Here is a 16,429-nt window from a genome sequence, read left to right on the forward strand (position 1 = left end):
GCCATCTCCAAAGTCGGCGTCCGTGCTGAGCTGCACCGTGTACGTTACGAGAAACCTCGGGGCAAAGGGTAATAATTGAAATCCGCGTGACCAAGAATCGCACGGCCACCGCACATCCGGAACAGCCATTCATCGCACGCGCCATCCGCCGACTTTCGATCCCGATCATCTTCGGGTGGCTGGCAATCACGGTCGTCGTTACCCTCGGCGTCCCATCGCTGGAAAAAGTCGGACAAGAACACTCCGTGTCCATGACGCCCGAAGAAGCGCCGTCGATCCAGGCGATGAAGCGGATGGGCAAGGTTTTCGCCGAATCCGACTCCGACAACGCGGCGATGATCGTCCTCGAGGGCGACCGCCCGCTCGGCGACGAGGCGCACACGTTCTACGCCGCCCTGATCCGCAAGCTCAGAGACGATCCGCGACACGTCCAGCACATCCAGGATTTCTGGGGCGACCCGCTCACCGCCGCGGGCGCGCAAAGCGCCGACGGCAAGGCCACCTACGTGCAACTGGACCTCGCCGGTAACCAGGGCGAGGCCCTGGCGGCCGAATCGATCGACGCCGTCCGGGGCATCGTCGCCCGAACGCCCCCGCCCGCCGGGCTCAAGGTCTATCTGACCGGGCCGTCGGTGCTGATCGCGGACATGCACGCCAGCGGCGACAAGTCGCTCGTCTTGATCACCGCGACGACCATTCTGGTGATCTTCGTCGTGTTGCTCGCGGTGTACCGCTCGATCGTCACCGTCGTGCTGCTGCTGCTCTTGGTGGGTGTGGAGTTCGTGGCCGCGCGCGGAACCGTGGCGTTGCTCGGCGACCTGGGCGTCATCGGGCTTTCCACCTTCGCCATCAACCTGCTCACCTCGCTGAGCCTCGCGGCCGGAACGGACTACGGGATCTTCCTGCTGGGCCGCTACCAAGAGGCACGTCAGGCCGGCGAGGACCGGGAGACCGCCTACTACACCACCTACCACGGGGTCGCCCACGTCATCCTGGGGTCCGGCTTGACGATCGCGGGCGCGACGTACTGCCTGAGCTTCACCCGGCTGCCCTATTTCCAATCCCTCGGCATACCCTGCGCGGCCGGCATGCTCGTCGCAGTGGCGGCGGCGCTCACGCTGGGGCCCGCGGTTCTCACCGTCGGCAGTCGCTACGGCCTCTTCGACCCCAAGCGGATGATCAAGGTTCGCGGCTGGCGACGGATGGGCACGGTGGTCACCCGCTGGCCCGCGCCGGTTCTGGCGGCGACGTGCGGTGTCGCCCTCGTCGGGCTGCTCGGATTGCCCGGGTACAAGACCAGCTACAACGACCGGCAATACGTTCCCGCGGACCTGCCGGCCAACGCGGGATACGCCGCGGCGGACCGCCACTTCTCCCAGGCGCGGATGAAGCCGGAGATCTTGTTGGTCGAGGCCGACCACGATCTGCGCGACCCGGCGGACATGCTGGTATTGAACAAGTTAGCCAAAGGCGTGCTCGCCGTGCCGGGCGTTTCCCGGGTGCAGGCGATAACCCGGCCCGACGGGACCACGCTCCCGCACACCACGCTGCCGTTCATGATCGGCGCGCAAAATGCCGTCCTGGCCGAAAACAGCGCCTTCCAGAGGCAACGCATGGACGACCTGCTCAGGCAGGCCGACGAGCTGGCGAAGATGATCGCCATCATGCGGCGCATGCACGAGCTGATGTCGCAGCTCGCCGCCACGACCCACCACCTGACCGGCGAAACCCACGACATGCAAGCGATCACGGCCGAATTGCGGGACCGCATCTCGGATTTCGAGGACTTCTGGCGCCCCATGCGCAGCTATTTCTACTGGGAACGGCACTGTTACGACATCCCCGTCTGCTGGTCGCTGCGATCCATCTTCGACGCGATCGACGGCGTGGACGAAATCACCGACAGGCTGGGCGATTTGGTCGCCGACCTGGACAAGATCGACGCGCTGCTGCCCGAGCTGATCGCCCAGCTCCCCCCGATGATCGACGCCATGGAAAGCATGCGCACGATGATGCTGACGATGCACAGCACCATGTCCGGGGTGCTCGGCCAGCTGGACGAGAACGGCAAGGACCCCGGCGCCATGGGCCAGGCCTTCGACGCAGCCAAGAACGACGACTCCTTCTACCTGCCACCGGAAGTCTTCGACAACCGAGACTTCAAGCGGGGCATGGAGATGTTCTTGTCGCCGGACGGCAAAGCCGCGCGCCTGTTCATCCTGCACCGCGGCGACCCGGCGACACCCGAGGGTTTCGCGCGGGTCGAGGCGATCAAGAGCGCGGCCGAGGAGGCGCTGAAGACCACCCCGCTGGAAAACGCCAGAATCTCCCTCGGCGGCACCGCGGCGGTGTTCAAGGACATCTCCGACGGCGCCACCTACGACCTGATGATCGCGGCGATCTCCTCGCTGTGCCTCATCTTCATCATCATGCTGGTGATCACCCGGAGCCTGGCCGCGGCCGTGGTGATCGTGGGGACGGTGGCGCTGTCACTGGGCGCCTCGTTCGGGCTCTCAGTGTTGTTGTGGCAGTATCTCATCCGGATGGAGCTGCACTGGCTGGTGCTCGCGATGTCGGTGATCATCCTGCTGGCCGTGGGGTCGGACTACAACCTGCTACTGGTCGCCCGGTTCAAGCAGGAGATCGGCGCCGGGCTGAACACCGGCATCATCCGGGCGGTCGGGGGTACCGGCAAGGTGGTGACGAACGCGGGCCTGGTGTTCGCCTTCACCATGGCCTCCATGGCGGTCAGCGACCTTCGGGTGCTCGGCCAGGTGGGCACGACCATCGGCCTGGGCCTGCTGTTCGACACCCTGGTGGTGCGCGCGTTCATGACCCCGTCCATCGCCGCCCTGCTGGGCCGCTGGTTCTGGTGGCCGCTGACGGTGCGGCCGCGCCCCGCCAGCGCGCTGCTGCGGCCGACGGGGCCCCGGCCGGCGGTGCGCGCCCTGCTGGGCGAGTAGCTAGGTCAGCTGGGCGAGCGTGGTGACGACGATGAGGGCCAGCACGGCCACGCCGATGACGTGCACCTGGCGCCGGGGCGTCAATCGCTTCGGCAGGGGCCGCTGCTGCAGGGTGTGCTGGCGGCGTACGGCGATCAGGAACGTCCCCAACGCCACGGCGCCGGCCAGCCCGGCGGGGACCAAGTCGGCCGGGCGGACGGAACCGTGCAGGTTCCTGATCATCAGCAGGGCGCCGTTGGCCAGGAACGCGAACGAGGTCCGGGTCCAGGCCAGCGTCGTCCGCTCGGCCTGGCCCCCGCGGTCCGCCGTCGAGTCGCTCAAGCCATGACCGCCTTCGCGATCACCAACGCGAGCGCGATGAGCCCGACGGCCGTCAGACCCACCGCCAGGTAGGTCGGCGAGGGATGCCGTGGCAGCGGGGTCCCGCGGCGCATGGCGCGATCCGACTGCTGCCAACGCAGCAACCCCATCCCGCTGGTCAGAATGGCCAGCAGCGCAAGCCCCCCACCGAGCACCCGGCGCGCACCGGGGACCCCCAGTTCCGGGACCAACTGCACGAGCGCCACCGCCGCCGCGAGCAGGCCCAGCGCCGTGCGCTGCCACGCCAGAAAAGTCCGCTCATTGGCGAAGGTGAACCGGTAGTCGGGCTCGTGCTCTTCGGCGCTGTCGGTGTCGGCCACGAGGCACATCGTTGCATGATGAAGGCTGTGGTCAAGGCGCTGCTGTTCGACGTGCAAGGCACGGCGACGGATTTTCATTCGACGGTGTGCGAGCAGGCGCGGCGGATCAGCGCCGGGCGTCACCCGGAAGCCGACTGGCCCGAGGTGGTACGGCGTTGGCGCGCAGGCTACTTCGCGACGCTGGCCGGTGCGGAGCGTCGGGGCGCCGCGTGGGTGTCGGTGCACTCGGTGTATCGGCGGGCCCTCGACGCCGTCCTGGACGAGCGCGGCATCACCCTCTCCGGCGCCGAGCGCGACGAGTTGACCCTGGCCTGGCAGCGGCTCGAGCCCTGGCCCGACGCGGTGCCCGGGCTGACCCGGCTTCGCGCCGCCCACACCCTGGCCACCCTGTCGAACGCCGACGTGTCGGCCGTCATCGGCATCTGCAAGCGGGCGGGGTTGCCCTTCGACGCGATCTTCGCCGCGGAGATGGCCGGGGCGTTCAAGCCCGACCCGGCGGTCTATCGGATGGCCGCGACGTATCTGGGTCTGGACGCCGGCGAGATCATGATGGTGGCCAGCCACAAGTACGACCTCCGCGCCGCGGCCGGGCTTGGGTTCCGGACCGCCTTCGTCGCCCGCCCGCTGGAGTTCGGTGCCGACGGCGACGCCGACGTGAGCTATTCCGACGAGTTCGACGTCAACGCGTCCGACTTCCTTGACCTGGCAACGCAACTCGGCTGCTGACCAGCGACGGGTCCGGCTTCTCCGACGACATCGACAGGAAGCCGCGCGCGCAGCGCGCGGCCAGCAGCCAATTGGCGGGCTTCTTCATGTCCAGCCCGCCCAGCAGCTGTTTGATCATGGTCAGTGTGTCGAAATAAATGCGTTCGCAGACAAGCGTTTCGGTGTCGTCGAAGACGAAGTAGGCGGTCATGCGGACCCGGAACCGGCTGCCCGTCGGCGGAACCTTGCCCAGGTAACCCAGATGCGTGCCCATCAACCAGAACTCGACGATCACCGCGTCGGCGCTGTGCCGCAGCGCGATGATCTCGTGGTCCTGGTCGGGAAACGCGGTGCGGGTGTAGGCGTAGTAGTCGCGCACCGCCCGATCGCCGTCGTGGACGATCATCTGCGGGATCAGCTCGTAGCGCGGATGCGGGAAGGTCGACAACACGTCGTCCCAGGCCTGGCGGACCTCGTCGTGGAAGTGGTCGAGCACGAGCTTCTGGCGGGCGGCAAGCACGTCCGCGGAGGGGAACGCGGGGATCGTCATGCAGGTAACGATAAACCCGGCGAGCAGACGCAAAGTCGCACAATTTGGCGCCTTGCTGTGCGATTTTGTGTCTGCTCGCGACATCCCGCGCGGGTGCGCGCTACCCCCGGGGCGGGGTCCAGGCGACCGGCAGCGCCTTGATGCCGTGGATGAACTGCGACAGCAGCCGGGCGGGCTCGTCGACCGCGACGATGTCGGGTATCTCGCGGCGCAACTCATCGAAGATGACCCGAATCTCGCGGCGGGCGAGGTTGGCGCCGAGGCAGAAGTGCGCACCGCCGCCACCGAAACCGAAGTGCGGGTTGGGGGTTCGCGCCAGGTCGAAGAGCCACGGGTTGGCGAACGTCGCCTCGTCGCGGTTGGCCGAGTTGTACCACAACACGACCTTGTCGCCCTCCGCCATCTTGGTGCCGCTCAGCTTGAAGTCGCGGGTCAGCGTCCGCCGCATGTAGACCACCGGCGAGGCCCACCGCACGATCTCCTCGACCGCCGTGGGCGCCAGGCGGTCGAAGTTGGCCCACCACTTGTCCCGTTCGTCGGGATAGCGCGAGAGGGCCAGCACGCCGTGGCTGATCGCGTTGCGCGTCGTCTCGTTGCCGGCCACCACCAGCAGGATGAAGAACGACGCGATCTCCGCCGACGACAGCCGTTCGCCGTCGACCTCGGCTTCCACCAGGCTGGTGGTCAGGTCGTCGTGGTGGTTGACGCGGCGGTCCTCCGCCAGGGCGGAGGCGTAGGCGCCGATGTCCATCGAGATCTTCAGGAATTCGTCGAAGTCGGTCGTCAGGTCGGGGTCGCCGAACCCGAGAATCACGTTGGTCCAGTGGAAGATTCGCTGATGGTCCTCCTCGGGGATCCCCATCATGTCGCAGATGATCTGCAGCGGCAGCGGGCCGGCGAGCTCGGTGACCAGGTCGGCTTCCCCGTTGGGATGGTTGGCGATCAGCGACGCGACCAGCCGGCGGGCCCGCTCGCGCACCGACGCCTCGATGCGCGCCACCACCTTGGGGGTGAACGCGCGGCTGACGATCGAGCGCAGCCGCTGGTGCCGCGGGTCGTCGAGCACGATCATCGAGCCGAAGTATTCGGCGATCTCCGGCGCGTTGTCGTTGACCGTGATGTTGGGGCTGGAGCTGAAGATCTCCGGATGACGGCTGGCGAAGTGCACGTCGTCGTGCTTGGTGAGCGACCAATAGCCCTCGCCGGCCTCGAATCCCTCCATCTCGATCGCGGGCCAGAACGAGATGGGCGCCTCGCGGCGCAGGGTGGTGAAGGCGCCGTCGCGGAAGTCGTCGTCTTGCCCCCAGAAGTCCAGCGAGTCGAGGTGGATGTCGGAGAGGGGGACCTCGGGTGGTGGCGCCCCATTCGTCCGTGTCGCGATACCCGTCTTCAGACTCACCGAGAACCTCCTGCGAAACCGTTAGTGGGCACAGACCGTCCTGCCGCCCGCCGCCTGCGCGTCGGCGACCACGTTGCCGTCGAGCAGGATCCGGCAGCGCAGGGGGCCGGCGCCCTGCGCGCTGATCACGTACACCTGCCCGCCGAAGGCGGTGAACTCCGTCGACCACGGCAGCGGCACGTTGACCTGGTGCAGCTGACCGGCGTCGGTCTGGTACGAGATGTACTGCGCGACGGGGCCCCCGGTGATCTCGTAGCGGGCGTGGGGCATCTGCGGGATGGCATGGGCCACCCCCGGGACCGTCGCGGCCCAGCCGACTCCGACGGCGAACAGGATCTTCAGGCCGCGCCGATGCTTCGTCATGATTTGCATCGTGTCACCACACGCGGTGCTACGGAAGCTTTCCGCCCAGACGAAGCGGCGCCGCTCTAGGGTGAGTCCCACGGGGGCTGGCACGGGAAGGTGAGTATGTCGGAACACGGCGCAAAACGTGTGGTGGTTTGGGGCACCGGCTTCGTCGGCAAGATGGTGATCGCCGAGATCGTCAAGCATCCGCTGTTCGAATTGGTGGGCGTGGGCGTCAGCAACCCCGACAAGGTCGGGCGCGACGTCGGCGAGATCTGCGGGCTGCCCGAGCCGATCGGCATCATCGCCACCGACGACGTCGACGCGCTGATCGCGCTGAAGCCCGACGCACTGGTGCACTACGGCCCCACGGCGATGCACGCCCAGGACAACATCGCCCTGATGACCCGCTTCCTGCGGGCCGGGATCGACGTCTGCTCGACCGCGATGACCCCGTGGGTGTGGCCGACGATGCACCTCAACCCGCCGCAGTGGATCCAGCCCATCACCGAGGCGTGCGAGCTGGGGGGATCGTCCTGCTTCACCACCGGCATCGACCCCGGATTCGCCAACGACCTGTTCCCGATGACGCTGATGGGCCTGTGCTCGGAGGTGCGCCGGGTGCGCGCCTCCGAGCTGCTCGACTACACCAACTACGAGGGCGATTACGAGGTCGAGATGGGCATCGGCCGCGAGCCCGAATACCGCCCGCTGCTGGAAGACTCCAACATGTTGATCTTCGCGTGGGGCGCCACGGTCCCGATGATCGCCCACGCGGCCGGCATCATGCTCGACGAGATCACCACCACCTGGGACAAGTGGGTGACGCCGACCGAGCGCAACACCGTCAAGGGCGTGATCAAGCCCGGCCACGTCGCCGCGGTCCGATTCACCATCAACGGGATCTACAAGGGCGAGACCAGGATTCAGCTCGAACACGTCAACCGCATCGGCGTCGACGCCGCGCCCGACTGGCCCTCCGGGCACGACAACGACGTCTACCGGGTGGAGATCGAGGGCACGCCGAGCGTCTTCCAGGAGACCGCGTTCCGGTTCACCGACGGATCGGGCCGCGACGCCGCCACGGCCGGGTGCCTGGCGACCGGAATGCGGGCCCTCAACGCCGTGCCCGCCGTCAACGACCTGCGGCCGGGCTGGGTCACGCCGCTCGACCTGCCGCTGATCGCCGGCGCCGGCAACATCCGCTGACCGGCCGGCGCACAGCCGGCACCTAGGTTCCCCTGAGACGCGGTACAGGATTCTTCGGCACAATAACGGCTAGCCTGGGATGCGAGTTGGGTGAAGCTGGGGTAGGGACACATGGCCAATGGAGCTGGAACCGCGCTGGGTCTGTCGATCGGTGCCACCAACCTGGCGGCGATGTCCGCCGGCCGGGCCCTCACCCGCAAGGCCGTCCTGACGCTCTACCCCGAGCGCGCGCCGGAGGTGGGCATCCCCGCAGAGAACCCGCGGCTCGACCAGCCCGGGCTGGTGCTGACCGGGTTCGTGAACCGGGTCTCCGACCCGCGGGGAGTGGTGGCGGCCGACGGCTCGGCGCACCGCGGCGAGGAACTGATCGCCGACGCCGTGCGCGCGCTGGCCTACGCCCTCGCCGGCGGGCGGCCCCTGCCCGACAGCGTCGCCGTGACCTACCCCGCCCACTGGGCCTCCCCGGCGGTCGACGCCGTGGGCGCCGCGCTGAGCTCGGTCGCCGAATGGTCCAACCGCACGCGGCCGCTGCTGCTGATCCCCGACGCCGCGGCCGCGCTGCTCGCCGTGCGGAGCGGCCCTGGCATACCGCGCAGGGGGACCGTGGCGGTATGCGACTTCGGCGGCACCGGCACCAGCGTCACCTTTATGCGCGCCGACGGCGACTACCAGGCGCTGGCCCCCACCGTGCGGCTGAACGACTTCTCCGGTGACGTGATCGATCAGGCGCTGCTGAGCGCCGTCATCTCCAACATGTCCGCCGCCCCCTCCTTCGACCAGGCGGGCACCGTGACGATCGGCTCACTGAGCCGGCTGCGGACCGCGTGCCGGGGCGCCAAGGAGGAGCTGTCGTCGAGCACGGCCACCACCGTGATCGACGGGCTGACGGGCGAAATCCGGGTCACCCGCGCCGAGCTCGACGAGGCGATCCGCACGCCGCTGGACCGGTTCGTGGCCGTCCTGGAAAACACCCTGGCGCGCAACGGGATCCAGGACCTGGCGGCGGTCGTCTCGGTCGGCGGCGGGGCGAACATCCCCGCGATCACCACCACGCTGTCGCAGTATTTCCGCGTCCCCGTCATCACCACGCCGCGTCCACACCTGACGGCCGCCGCCGGCGCCGCGCTGCGGGCCGCGCACGGTCCCGGCGAGATGCCTGCGGCGGCGACGGCGTCGGCGCCCGCCGCGCCCGTCACGGCGACCGCGCAGGCCGCCCCGGCGGCGGCGATCACCGGCGTCGCCGCCGTGCGGGCCTGGTCGCAGACCGGTAAGCAACCGCAGGTCACGCCCGCCCCCGCCGCGGAAGAGGCCGGCGAAGGGGCCGCCGACGAGCCCACGTCCGACAAGCGCAAGAGCCACCTGTTCCGGCTGCCGGTCCTGGCCGCGATCGTCGGCGCGGCGGCGGCGGTGGCGCTGGTGGGGACGGCCGTCACGATCGGGCTGACCTCGGCGAACAAGTCGGCGACGACACCGACGCCGGGCGTGATCAGCAGCCGGGCTCCCGCGCCGCCCGCGCACACCGCGACCGCGCAGCCGCCCCCGCCCGCCGAAGAGGCTCCCGCTCCGTCGACCACGGGCACCAACCCGCCCGTCAACACCGAGACGCCGTCGACCAGCGTCCCGTCAGCCAAACCGCAGCAGGGCCCGCCGCTGGCGGCCGCGCCGCGCCCGGCGGTCCCGCGGGTACCGGAGGTCCCGCCCATTCCGGCGGTGCCCGGTGTCAACGAACCGATCCCCGGCATCGACCGGGTCAACCAGATCATTCAGGGCATCGGGGGAGACTTGGGCATCAGCGGCATCCCCCAATTGGATCCTCAGCTGGGAACGACCCGATAGGTCAATCCTTTTCGCCCTTGTTCTCCGCCAACGCGGCCTCTTTGAGTTGCTTGTTGAGGGCCTTGTCCTTTTCGATCTGGTCCTGCAGGGCCTGCTCGTCGCGCGAATCGTCGTCGGCTTTCGCCTGGCCGCCGGCATCGGCACCCTCGGGGACCTCGTGCTTGGGGTTGCCGTCCTCGTCCAACCAGTCGTTGACCGCGGTGCCCGACACGCTGCCCCCGGTGCCGGGCAGCACGATGGTGGGCTTTTCTTTGTAGGCCTCCATCATCTCGGCGGCCTTCTTCTTGTCGCCCTCGTCCGGCTCGGGCTTCTCCGTCAGTTTTTGATCGGTGTCCTGATCATCCGACTTATCGTCTTGGACGCTCATGCATCAAACCCCCTCGCAATTGCATGTCGCGATGTTCGGGGGGTTACCCGTTGCGGCGTTGTGTCGAAACTCTCATCACCACGATCGTTCGCGTTTGACCAGCTCCACCAGCGCCAGCGGGATCCGCATCGGCTCGGGAGCGCTTGACAGCTGCTCCGCGACCGCCCGCTCGAGCCGGTCGACGAACTCCGCGGCCCGTGCGTCGCGGAGGCTGCCGTCCAGCCCGCGCACCAGGGCGGGGAACAGCGCCGCGCGGGCGAAGGCCGCCCACTGCGCCCCGAAGGCCTCGGCGTCGTGGTCCACCTGGAACCGGGCCCAGAATCGGTCCTCGGCGGTGAACAAGTCGAGCCGGTCGATCGACAGGCCCTCGAAGCGGCCGCTGGGCGAGAACGGGGCCCGAAAGTCCTTCTCGCTGCGGGCAAATGTGGGAATGGTCATGCGCCGGGCCTCGTCCTGGCGCAGCAGGCCGTCGCGCACCTGCTCACGCAGCGCCGCGAGCATCGCGTCGAGCAGCGTCGGAAAACCCGGCGTGCCGTCCTCGTCGAGGGCGATCGTCATCACCACCAGCCGCCCGTCGGGGGCCATTTCGCGGCCGCGGAACGCCACGAAGTTGTGCCAGTCCAGGGCCGCCTGTCGGGCGTAGGCCGCGCGCGCCGTGTCGTCGGTGCTGCAGGCGACGTGCACGTGGTCGTGCACCTCGCCCGGCATCGTGCTCAGCCACTGCGTCGCCCACGATGACCAGCCGAGGTTGACCGTCTGCGACGGCACGATCTGGTTGTAGAAGGACCGGCCGATCGACGACGCGAACGTCGCCGAGTCCAGGTGCAGGTAGCTTTCGGGGTCGTCGGACAGGGTGTGGAACAGCGCCGAGAAGTCGTTGTCCGGGATGTCGGTGTGCGCCACCAGGATTGCGTGGTCATGACGGGTGCGGCGACGCAGGGCCGTGATCGCCGCGCACAGCGGCTTGAGCGAATTGTGCCCGTTGGCGGTGCCGTAGTCGGCGATGACGATGGGCTGCGGGGGCTTGGGTAGCGCCACCTGCTCGGCGGCCCGCTCGAACAGCGCGATGGCCGGGGCCAACCCGGCGGCCTGCAGCCGCGACGACTGCGTGTACATGGGTTCGGGCCGGACCACAATGCTCGATTCGGGCATCCGAGGTTCAGGCCGCATGGCCCAACGATAGTCGTCAGCTGGGCTTCGGGTAGCTGACGCCGGTGAGCTGCTCGGAGAGTTCCCAAAGCCGTTGGCAGTCAGCCTCGTTGCGGGCCCGCTCGGGGACCTTGGCCGGGCGGACCCCGCCGCCGGCGGCCTCGTAGAAGCCGCGGGGCCCGTAGTACGCGCCGCCCTGGGCGTGCGGCGCGGCCGCGGCGTAGAGCGCCGGCAGGATGCCCTCGTCGATCTCCTGCCACAGGAACGGCGTGAACCGCCAGGACGCCTTGTACAACCGTGCCATCAGCGAGGGCGTGTCGCGGCCGTGCGACGGCCCCGCGATCTGCAGGTTGGTCTTGGTCAGTCCCGGGTGCGCGGCGTTGGACATGACGCCCCAGCCTGCCGCGCGGCTGCGCCGGTCCAACTCGAGGGCGAACATCAACACCGCCAGCTTCGACTGGCCGTACGCCGACATCGCCGCGTAGGACTTCTCGAACTGCGGGTCGTCGAAGTGGATCTTGGCGCCCTGGCGGGCCGCCAGGCTGCTCAGCGAGACAACGCGCGCCTTGCCGGCGGCGCGCAGCAGCGGCAGCAGGTGGCCGGTGAGGGCGAAGTGCCCGAGATGATTGCTGCCGAACTGCAATTCGAAGCCGTCGGCGGTGGTGTCGCGTTCGGGCGGCGTCATGACGCCGGCGTTGTTGATCAGGATGTCGACGGGGCGGCCCTCGGCGTTGAGTTGCTCGCCCAGCGCGGCGACCGCGGCCAGCGACGACAGGTCCAGCGACTTGATGGTCAGCTTGGCGTCGGGCACCGTGGTGCGGATCTCGTCGATCGCCTTTTCGCCCTTGGCGCGATTGCGGATCGCCATGACGACGTCGGCGCCGGCGGCCGCGAGCCGCCGGGCCAGGCCGAAGCCCAGGCCGCTGTTGGCGCCGGTGACGATCGCCAGCTTGCCCGACAGGTCGGGCACCGTGGCGACGAGATCGTTGGCCATGCGTATCACTCCCTTCGTGTGCGCCCCGTCATAGTGTGCTCTTTGTGCCGGTTCGTCGACAGCGCACCCGTGGCTGGGCGGCCGCGTTGGCCGTCGGCGCGCTGCCCGCGCTCGCCTTTCCCGCGCCGTCGTGGTGGTGGCTGGCCTGGTTCGGCCTGGTGCCGCTGCTCCTGGTGGTGCGGGCGGCGCCGACCCCGTGGGAGGCGTCCGCGCGGGCCTGGCTCGGCGTCGCCGGATTCGTACTGGCCACGCAGTACTGGCTGGTGACGTTCGTCGGCCCGTTGCTGGCGGTGATGGCCGCCGGCTTCGGTGCGCTCTGGTTGCCCTGGGGGTGGTTGGCGCATCGGTTGCTGTCGGCGCCGGCCGGGCTGGGCCGGACGGTCGCCGCCATGGTGGTGTTGCCCAGCGCGTGGGTGGCGGCCGACGCCGTGCGGTCCTGGCCGCCGCTCGGCGGGTCATGGGCGGCGCTGGGCGCGTCGCAATCCGCCCAGCCCGTCACCCTGGCGTCGGCCGCGCTGGGAGGGGTGTGGCTGACGAGTTTCCTTGTGGTAGCGGTCAATACGGCTCTGGCGGGCGCTGTCGTGCACCGCGGCGCGTCCGGCCGGCTCGTCGCGCTGGGGTGCGCGGCGGCCTTCGCGGCGGTCGGCCCGGCCTGGTATTTGTTGGGCCCGCCACCCGCGGGCGGTCCCACGGTGCGGGTGGCGCTGGTGCAGCCCGGCGACATCACCGATTCCGGCGCGCGGCAGGCCGCCAGCGAGGAACTCACCGCTTCGGTTGCCGGTCAGCGCCCGGACCTGGTGGTCTGGGGGGAAAGCAGCGTGGGATCCGATCTGGGCAGCCACCCGGAGGTGTCGGCGCGGCTCGCCGCATTGTCCCGGCGGGTGGGCGCGGACCTGTTGGTCAACGTCGACGCTCCCGCGCCCGGCGGCGGGATCTACAAGTCTGCGGTGCTCATCGGGCCGGGCGGATCCGCGGGCACGTACCAGAAGACCCGGCTGGTGCCGTTCGGCGAATACGTCCCGCTGCGACCGCTTTTCGGCTGGCTCACCCGCCACAGCAGGGCCGCCGCCGAGGACCGGCAGCGCGGGACCGGGCCCGTCGTGTTGCATGCCGGCGCCCTGGCGATCGGGCCGTTGGTCAGCTACGAGACCCTGTTCTCCGACCTCGCCCGCCGGGAGGCGCAACTCGGGGCGGAGCTGTTGGTGTATCAGAGCTCCACGTCGTCCTACCAGGGGAGCTGGGCGCAGCCGCAGCTGGCCGCGCAGCCGGCGGTGCGCGCCGTGGAGGCGGGCCGCCCGGCCGTGCACGCCGGACTGTCCGGCGACAGCTCGGCCTTCGACGCGCAAGGCCACCGGCTGGCGTGGTTGCCGTCGAACGTTCGGGGCGTCACCGTGGTGAGCGTGCCGCTGGGGGCGCGCGTCACGCCCTACCAACGGCTGGGGGACTGGGTACCGGTGCTGGCCTTCGTCGTCCTCGGCTTCGCGCTCGTGCGCTGGCAGCGTCCCGCCCGCGGTGCCACACTGCCTGGATGAGCAGCCGGCGGGTCGCGAAGATCTCGCTGGCCGCTGCCATCGCGGTGATGGTCGTGTCGGTGGGCGGCTTCATCCTCGCCCTGGTGCTCGACGCGTTCGTCCTGGACAGGTACAACGCCTACGGCGAGGTGCCCGTCCCGGGCTCGGGCAGCCTCCACCTGCCCGCCGGTGACGTCACGGTCAGCCTGCACACCGCCGTCATCAGCGGTCCCGACCGCGGACTGCCGGTGCCGCCGCTGGGTGTCACGATCGCGCCGCCCGACGGCGTGGCGCAGCCCGTGCTGACCGAAAGCATCGGGACCACGACGACGGTGAACAACGACGCGCACGTGCGGGTGTGGGTCGCCCGCATCGCGGCCGACGGCACCTACACCATCACCACCGACGGGCAGGTCAGCGGGTATATCAACCCGCGACTGGCCTTCGGGCACAAGAGCTCCGCCGGCGTCGTGGTGTGGCTGTTCGTAGCCACGTTCGTGGTGGGGCTGATCGGTGCGCTGTTGTCGGGCCGATGGCTGGCGCGCACCCGCCGCAGGGCGGTGGCGGCGGCCGCGGCGAACCCCTACCCGCGGGCGCCCCCCGCCGCCGCGGCGCACGAACCGACCGACGAGGGTGTCCGACTGGAGCGGCTGAAAACCATTGCCGCGCTGCGGGACTCGGGGGCCTTGACGCAGGAGGAATTCGAGGCCGAGAAGCGCCGGATCCTCGAGGGGCGTTAGGTCGCGGCGGCCCCGGGCCGCCGACGAAACTCAGCCGATCAACCTCTGCCGACGCAACTCAGCCGATCAACCTCTGCCGACGCAACTCAGCCGATCAACCTCTGCCGATCAACCTCTGCCCACCAATAGGCGACCCTCGAATTCGATATCACCGGCGATATCAAATTCCACGGTCACATGGTGGTACCCAGACAGGCACCCGTGTGGCCCCTGCGACTGGGCACCGTGGAACGCGACGGGCCGTCAGTGCCCGCGGGCCACCCACTCCTCGTAGTGCACGATCTCGTCGCCGATCGTGGTGCTGTCGCCGTGGCCGGTGTGCACCACCGTCTCGCCGGGCAGCTTGCCCAGCCGCTCGGAGATGGACTGCAGGATGGTCGGGAAATCCGAATACGAGCGGCCGGTCGCGCCCGGGCCGCCGGAGAACAGGGTGTCCCCGCTGAACACCACGCCCAGGTCGTGCGAATACCAGCACACCGACCCCGGGGAGTGGCCAGGGGTGTGCATCGCCCGCAGCTCCGTGCCGCCCACGCTGAGCGTCTCGCCGTCGGAAATCGGGCGAAAGTCGCTGCCGGGGTGCGTCATCCGCCAGAGCACCTCGTCGGCCGGATGCAACAACACCGGCGCGTCGAGCGTCTTGCCGAGTTCCGGCGCGACCGTCACGTGGTCGTTGTGCCCGTGCGTGCACACCACCGCCACCACATGGCGGCCGGCCACGGCCTCGACGATCGGCGCCGCGTCATGGGCGGCGTCGAACACCACCACATTGGAGTTGTCGCCGATCAGCCAGATGTTGTTGTCGACTTCCCAACTGCCGCCGTCGAGTTCGAAGGTGCCGTGGGTCACCACCCGCTCGATGTTCACCATCAGAGCATCACCACCGAACGCAACACCTTGCCCCCGTGCATCTTGTGGAAGGCCTCCTCGACGTCGCCCAGCCCGATGCGCTCGGAGACAAACTGCTCCAGGGGCAGCCGGCCCTGCAGGTAGAGGTCGATCAAAGTGGGGAAGTCGCGTTCGGGCAGGCAGTCGCCGTACCACGACGACTTCAGCGACCCGCCGTGGCTGAAGAAGTCGATCAGCGGCATCTCGAGCTTCATGTCGGGCGTCGGAACCCCCACCAGCACAACGGTTCCCGCGAGGTCGCGGGCGTAGAAGGCCTGCTTCCAGGTTTCGGGCCGTCCGACGGCGTCGATCGCGACGTTGACGCCGAACCCGTCGGTGAGGTCCTGAATGGCCTCGACGACGTCGGCCTGGCGGGCGTTGACGGTGTGGGTGGCGCCGAACTTGCGGGCCCAATCCAGCTTGGTGTCGTCGGTGTCCACCGCGATGATGCGCCGTGCCCCGACGAGCGCGGCGCCGGCGATCGCGGCGTCCCCGACGCCGCCGCAGCCGATCACCGCGACGGTGTCGTCGCGCGTCACCGCGCCGGTGTTGATCGCCGCGCCGATGCCCGCCATCACCCCGCAGCCGAGCAGGCCCGCGACGGCCGGGTCGGCGGCGGGATCGACCTTGGTGCACTGGCGCGCGTGCACCAGCGTCTTGTCGGCGAACGCCCCGATGCCCAGCGCGGGCGTCAGCTCCGTGCCGTCGGTCAGCGTCATCTTCTGCGCGGCGTTGAAGGTGTCGAAACACAGGTGCGGGCGGCCGCGCTTGCAGGCCCGGCACTCGCCGCAGACGGCCCGCCAGTTCAGGACCACGAAGTCACCGGGCTCGACCGCGGTGACACCGGGCCCGACCGCCTCCACCCGGCCGGCGGCCTCGTGCCCCAGCAGGAAGGGGTATTCGTCGTTGATGCCGCCCTCGCGGTAGGTCAGGTCGGTGTGGCACACCCCGCAGGCGATGACGTCGACCAGCGCCTCGCCGGGCCCGGGATCCGGGACGACGATGTCCACCAATTCGACGGGTTCGCCCTTCTTTCGCGAAATGACGCCGCGCACTGTCTGACTCATGGCCACCAACCTACGGTGTACCGTCGCTG

General features: G+C 69.5%; 16 protein-coding genes. 6 read left to right on the forward strand and 10 right to left on the reverse strand.

The window, feature by feature from the left end:
• The first annotated feature begins 86 nt into the window (after positions 1–86).
• Complete coding sequence (locus U8D42_RS06625; RefSeq protein WP_276327165.1) at positions 87–2,963, forward strand: RND family transporter; 2,877 nt, start codon at positions 87–89, stop codon at positions 2,961–2,963.
• On the opposite strand, the gene U8D42_RS06630 is transcribed toward U8D42_RS06625, so the two are convergent.
• Both U8D42_RS06630 and U8D42_RS06635 read right to left on the reverse strand, forming a co-directional pair.
• Positions 2,964–3,284 (reverse strand): DUF202 domain-containing protein, encoded by a 321-nt coding sequence (locus U8D42_RS06630; protein ID WP_322861199.1) that lies wholly within the window; start codon positions 3,282–3,284, stop codon positions 2,964–2,966.
• Positions 3,281–3,652: a YidH family protein gene (locus U8D42_RS06635; protein WP_431523828.1), complete on the reverse strand. Its 372-nt coding sequence runs from the start codon at positions 3,650–3,652 to the stop codon at positions 3,281–3,283. The genes U8D42_RS06630 and U8D42_RS06635 overlap by 4 nt, the downstream gene beginning before the upstream one ends.
• Before the next feature lie 6 nt (positions 3,653–3,658).
• Between U8D42_RS06635 and U8D42_RS06640 the strand changes: the two genes are divergently transcribed.
• Positions 3,659–4,369, forward strand: coding sequence for a haloacid dehalogenase type II (locus U8D42_RS06640; RefSeq protein WP_322861197.1), 711 nt, complete (start codon positions 3,659–3,661; stop codon positions 4,367–4,369).
• Here the strand turns inward: U8D42_RS06640 and U8D42_RS06645 are convergent.
• From U8D42_RS06645 to U8D42_RS06655, 3 genes are all read right to left on the reverse strand, one after another.
• Complete coding sequence (locus U8D42_RS06645; protein ID WP_322861196.1) at positions 4,323–4,898, reverse strand: ester cyclase; 576 nt, start codon at positions 4,896–4,898, stop codon at positions 4,323–4,325. The genes U8D42_RS06640 and U8D42_RS06645 overlap by 47 nt on opposite strands.
• A gap of 100 nt (positions 4,899–4,998) precedes the next feature.
• Positions 4,999–6,297: a cytochrome P450 gene (locus tag U8D42_RS06650; RefSeq protein ID WP_322861195.1), complete on the reverse strand. Its 1,299-nt coding sequence runs from the start codon at positions 6,295–6,297 to the stop codon at positions 4,999–5,001.
• 21 nt (positions 6,298–6,318) lie between these two features.
• Positions 6,319–6,660, reverse strand: a complete 342-nt coding sequence (locus U8D42_RS06655; RefSeq protein ID WP_322861194.1) for an MmpS family transport accessory protein — start codon at positions 6,658–6,660, stop codon at positions 6,319–6,321.
• A gap of 105 nt (positions 6,661–6,765) precedes the next feature.
• Here U8D42_RS06655 and U8D42_RS06660 point away from each other — a divergent pair, with 105 nt between their 5' ends.
• Both U8D42_RS06660 and U8D42_RS06665 read left to right on the forward strand, forming a co-directional pair.
• Entirely contained in the window at positions 6,766–7,851 is a 1,086-nt protein-coding gene (locus U8D42_RS06660; RefSeq protein ID WP_322861193.1) for an NAD(P)H-dependent amine dehydrogenase family protein, read from the forward strand.
• A gap of 111 nt (positions 7,852–7,962) precedes the next feature.
• A complete protein-coding gene (locus U8D42_RS06665) occupies positions 7,963–9,687 on the forward strand; it encodes an Hsp70 family protein (protein WP_322861192.1) in 1,725 nt (574 codons plus the stop codon).
• Position 9,688: 1 nt separating this feature from the next.
• Here the strand turns inward: U8D42_RS06665 and U8D42_RS06670 are convergent, their stop codons facing one another.
• The 3 genes from U8D42_RS06670 to U8D42_RS06680 all read right to left on the reverse strand — a co-directional run bounded on the left by U8D42_RS06670 (position 9,689) and on the right by U8D42_RS06680 (position 12,197).
• Positions 9,689–10,054 carry a hypothetical protein gene (locus U8D42_RS06670; RefSeq protein ID WP_322861191.1) on the reverse strand — a complete coding sequence of 122 codons (366 nt, stop codon included), beginning with the start codon at positions 10,052–10,054 and terminating at the stop codon, positions 9,689–9,691.
• A gap of 75 nt (positions 10,055–10,129) precedes the next feature.
• Complete coding sequence (locus U8D42_RS06675; protein ID WP_322861190.1) at positions 10,130–11,224, reverse strand: SAM-dependent methyltransferase; 1,095 nt, start codon at positions 11,222–11,224, stop codon at positions 10,130–10,132.
• A 16-nt stretch (positions 11,225–11,240) separates the two neighbouring features.
• Complete coding sequence (locus tag U8D42_RS06680; protein WP_322861189.1) at positions 11,241–12,197, reverse strand: SDR family oxidoreductase; 957 nt, start codon at positions 12,195–12,197, stop codon at positions 11,241–11,243.
• An 86-nt stretch (positions 12,198–12,283) separates the two neighbouring features.
• On the opposite strand from U8D42_RS06680, the gene lnt reads away from it, so the two are divergent.
• Positions 12,284–13,729 carry an apolipoprotein N-acyltransferase gene (gene lnt, locus U8D42_RS06685; RefSeq protein WP_322861244.1) on the forward strand — a complete coding sequence of 482 codons (1,446 nt, stop codon included), beginning with the start codon at positions 12,284–12,286 and terminating at the stop codon, positions 13,727–13,729.
• A complete protein-coding gene (locus tag U8D42_RS06690) occupies positions 13,726–14,448 on the forward strand; it encodes an SHOCT domain-containing protein (protein ID WP_322861188.1) in 723 nt (240 codons plus the stop codon). Before lnt ends, U8D42_RS06690 begins: the two co-directional genes overlap by 4 nt.
• A 243-nt stretch (positions 14,449–14,691) precedes the next feature.
• Here the strand turns inward: U8D42_RS06690 and U8D42_RS06695 are convergent, their stop codons facing one another.
• Both U8D42_RS06695 and U8D42_RS06700 read right to left on the reverse strand, forming a co-directional pair.
• Entirely contained in the window at positions 14,692–15,315 is a 624-nt protein-coding gene (locus U8D42_RS06695) for an MBL fold metallo-hydrolase (protein ID WP_085242260.1), read from the reverse strand.
• Positions 15,315–16,400 (reverse strand): S-(hydroxymethyl)mycothiol dehydrogenase, encoded by a 1,086-nt coding sequence (locus U8D42_RS06700; RefSeq protein ID WP_322861187.1) that lies wholly within the window; start codon positions 16,398–16,400, stop codon positions 15,315–15,317. Before U8D42_RS06700 ends, U8D42_RS06695 begins: the two co-directional genes overlap by 1 nt.
• Between the last annotated feature and the right edge of the window lie 29 nt (positions 16,401–16,429).

Source organism: Mycobacterium europaeum, assembly GCF_034555895.2.
In the GTDB taxonomy this organism is placed as follows: Bacteria; Actinomycetota; Actinomycetes; order Mycobacteriales; family Mycobacteriaceae; genus Mycobacterium; species Mycobacterium europaeum.

Coding starts and splice junctions, on each gene's coding strand:
- U8D42_RS06635 (WP_431523828.1), bottom strand. CDS start 3,652: ATGTGCCTCGTGGCCGACACCGACAGCGCCGAAGAGCACGAGCCCGAC.
- U8D42_RS06640 (WP_322861197.1), top strand. CDS start 3,659: ATGATGAAGGCTGTGGTCAAGGCGCTGCTGTTCGACGTGCAAGGCACG.
- U8D42_RS06645 (WP_322861196.1), bottom strand. CDS start 4,898: ATGACGATCCCCGCGTTCCCCTCCGCGGACGTGCTTGCCGCCCGCCAG.
- U8D42_RS06655 (WP_322861194.1), bottom strand. CDS start 6,660: ATGACGAAGCATCGGCGCGGCCTGAAGATCCTGTTCGCCGTCGGAGTC.
- U8D42_RS06660 (WP_322861193.1), top strand. CDS start 6,766: ATGTCGGAACACGGCGCAAAACGTGTGGTGGTTTGGGGCACCGGCTTC.
- U8D42_RS06665 (WP_322861192.1), top strand. CDS start 7,963: ATGGCCAATGGAGCTGGAACCGCGCTGGGTCTGTCGATCGGTGCCACC.
- U8D42_RS06670 (WP_322861191.1), bottom strand. CDS start 10,054: ATGAGCGTCCAAGACGATAAGTCGGATGATCAGGACACCGATCAAAAA.
- U8D42_RS06675 (WP_322861190.1), bottom strand. CDS start 11,224: ATGCGGCCTGAACCTCGGATGCCCGAATCGAGCATTGTGGTCCGGCCC.
- U8D42_RS06680 (WP_322861189.1), bottom strand. CDS start 12,197: ATGGCCAACGATCTCGTCGCCACGGTGCCCGACCTGTCGGGCAAGCTG.
- U8D42_RS06690 (WP_322861188.1), top strand. CDS start 13,726: ATGAGCAGCCGGCGGGTCGCGAAGATCTCGCTGGCCGCTGCCATCGCG.
- U8D42_RS06695 (WP_085242260.1), bottom strand. CDS start 15,315: ATGGTGAACATCGAGCGGGTGGTGACCCACGGCACCTTCGAACTCGAC.
- U8D42_RS06700 (WP_322861187.1), bottom strand. CDS start 16,400: ATGAGTCAGACAGTGCGCGGCGTCATTTCGCGAAAGAAGGGCGAACCC.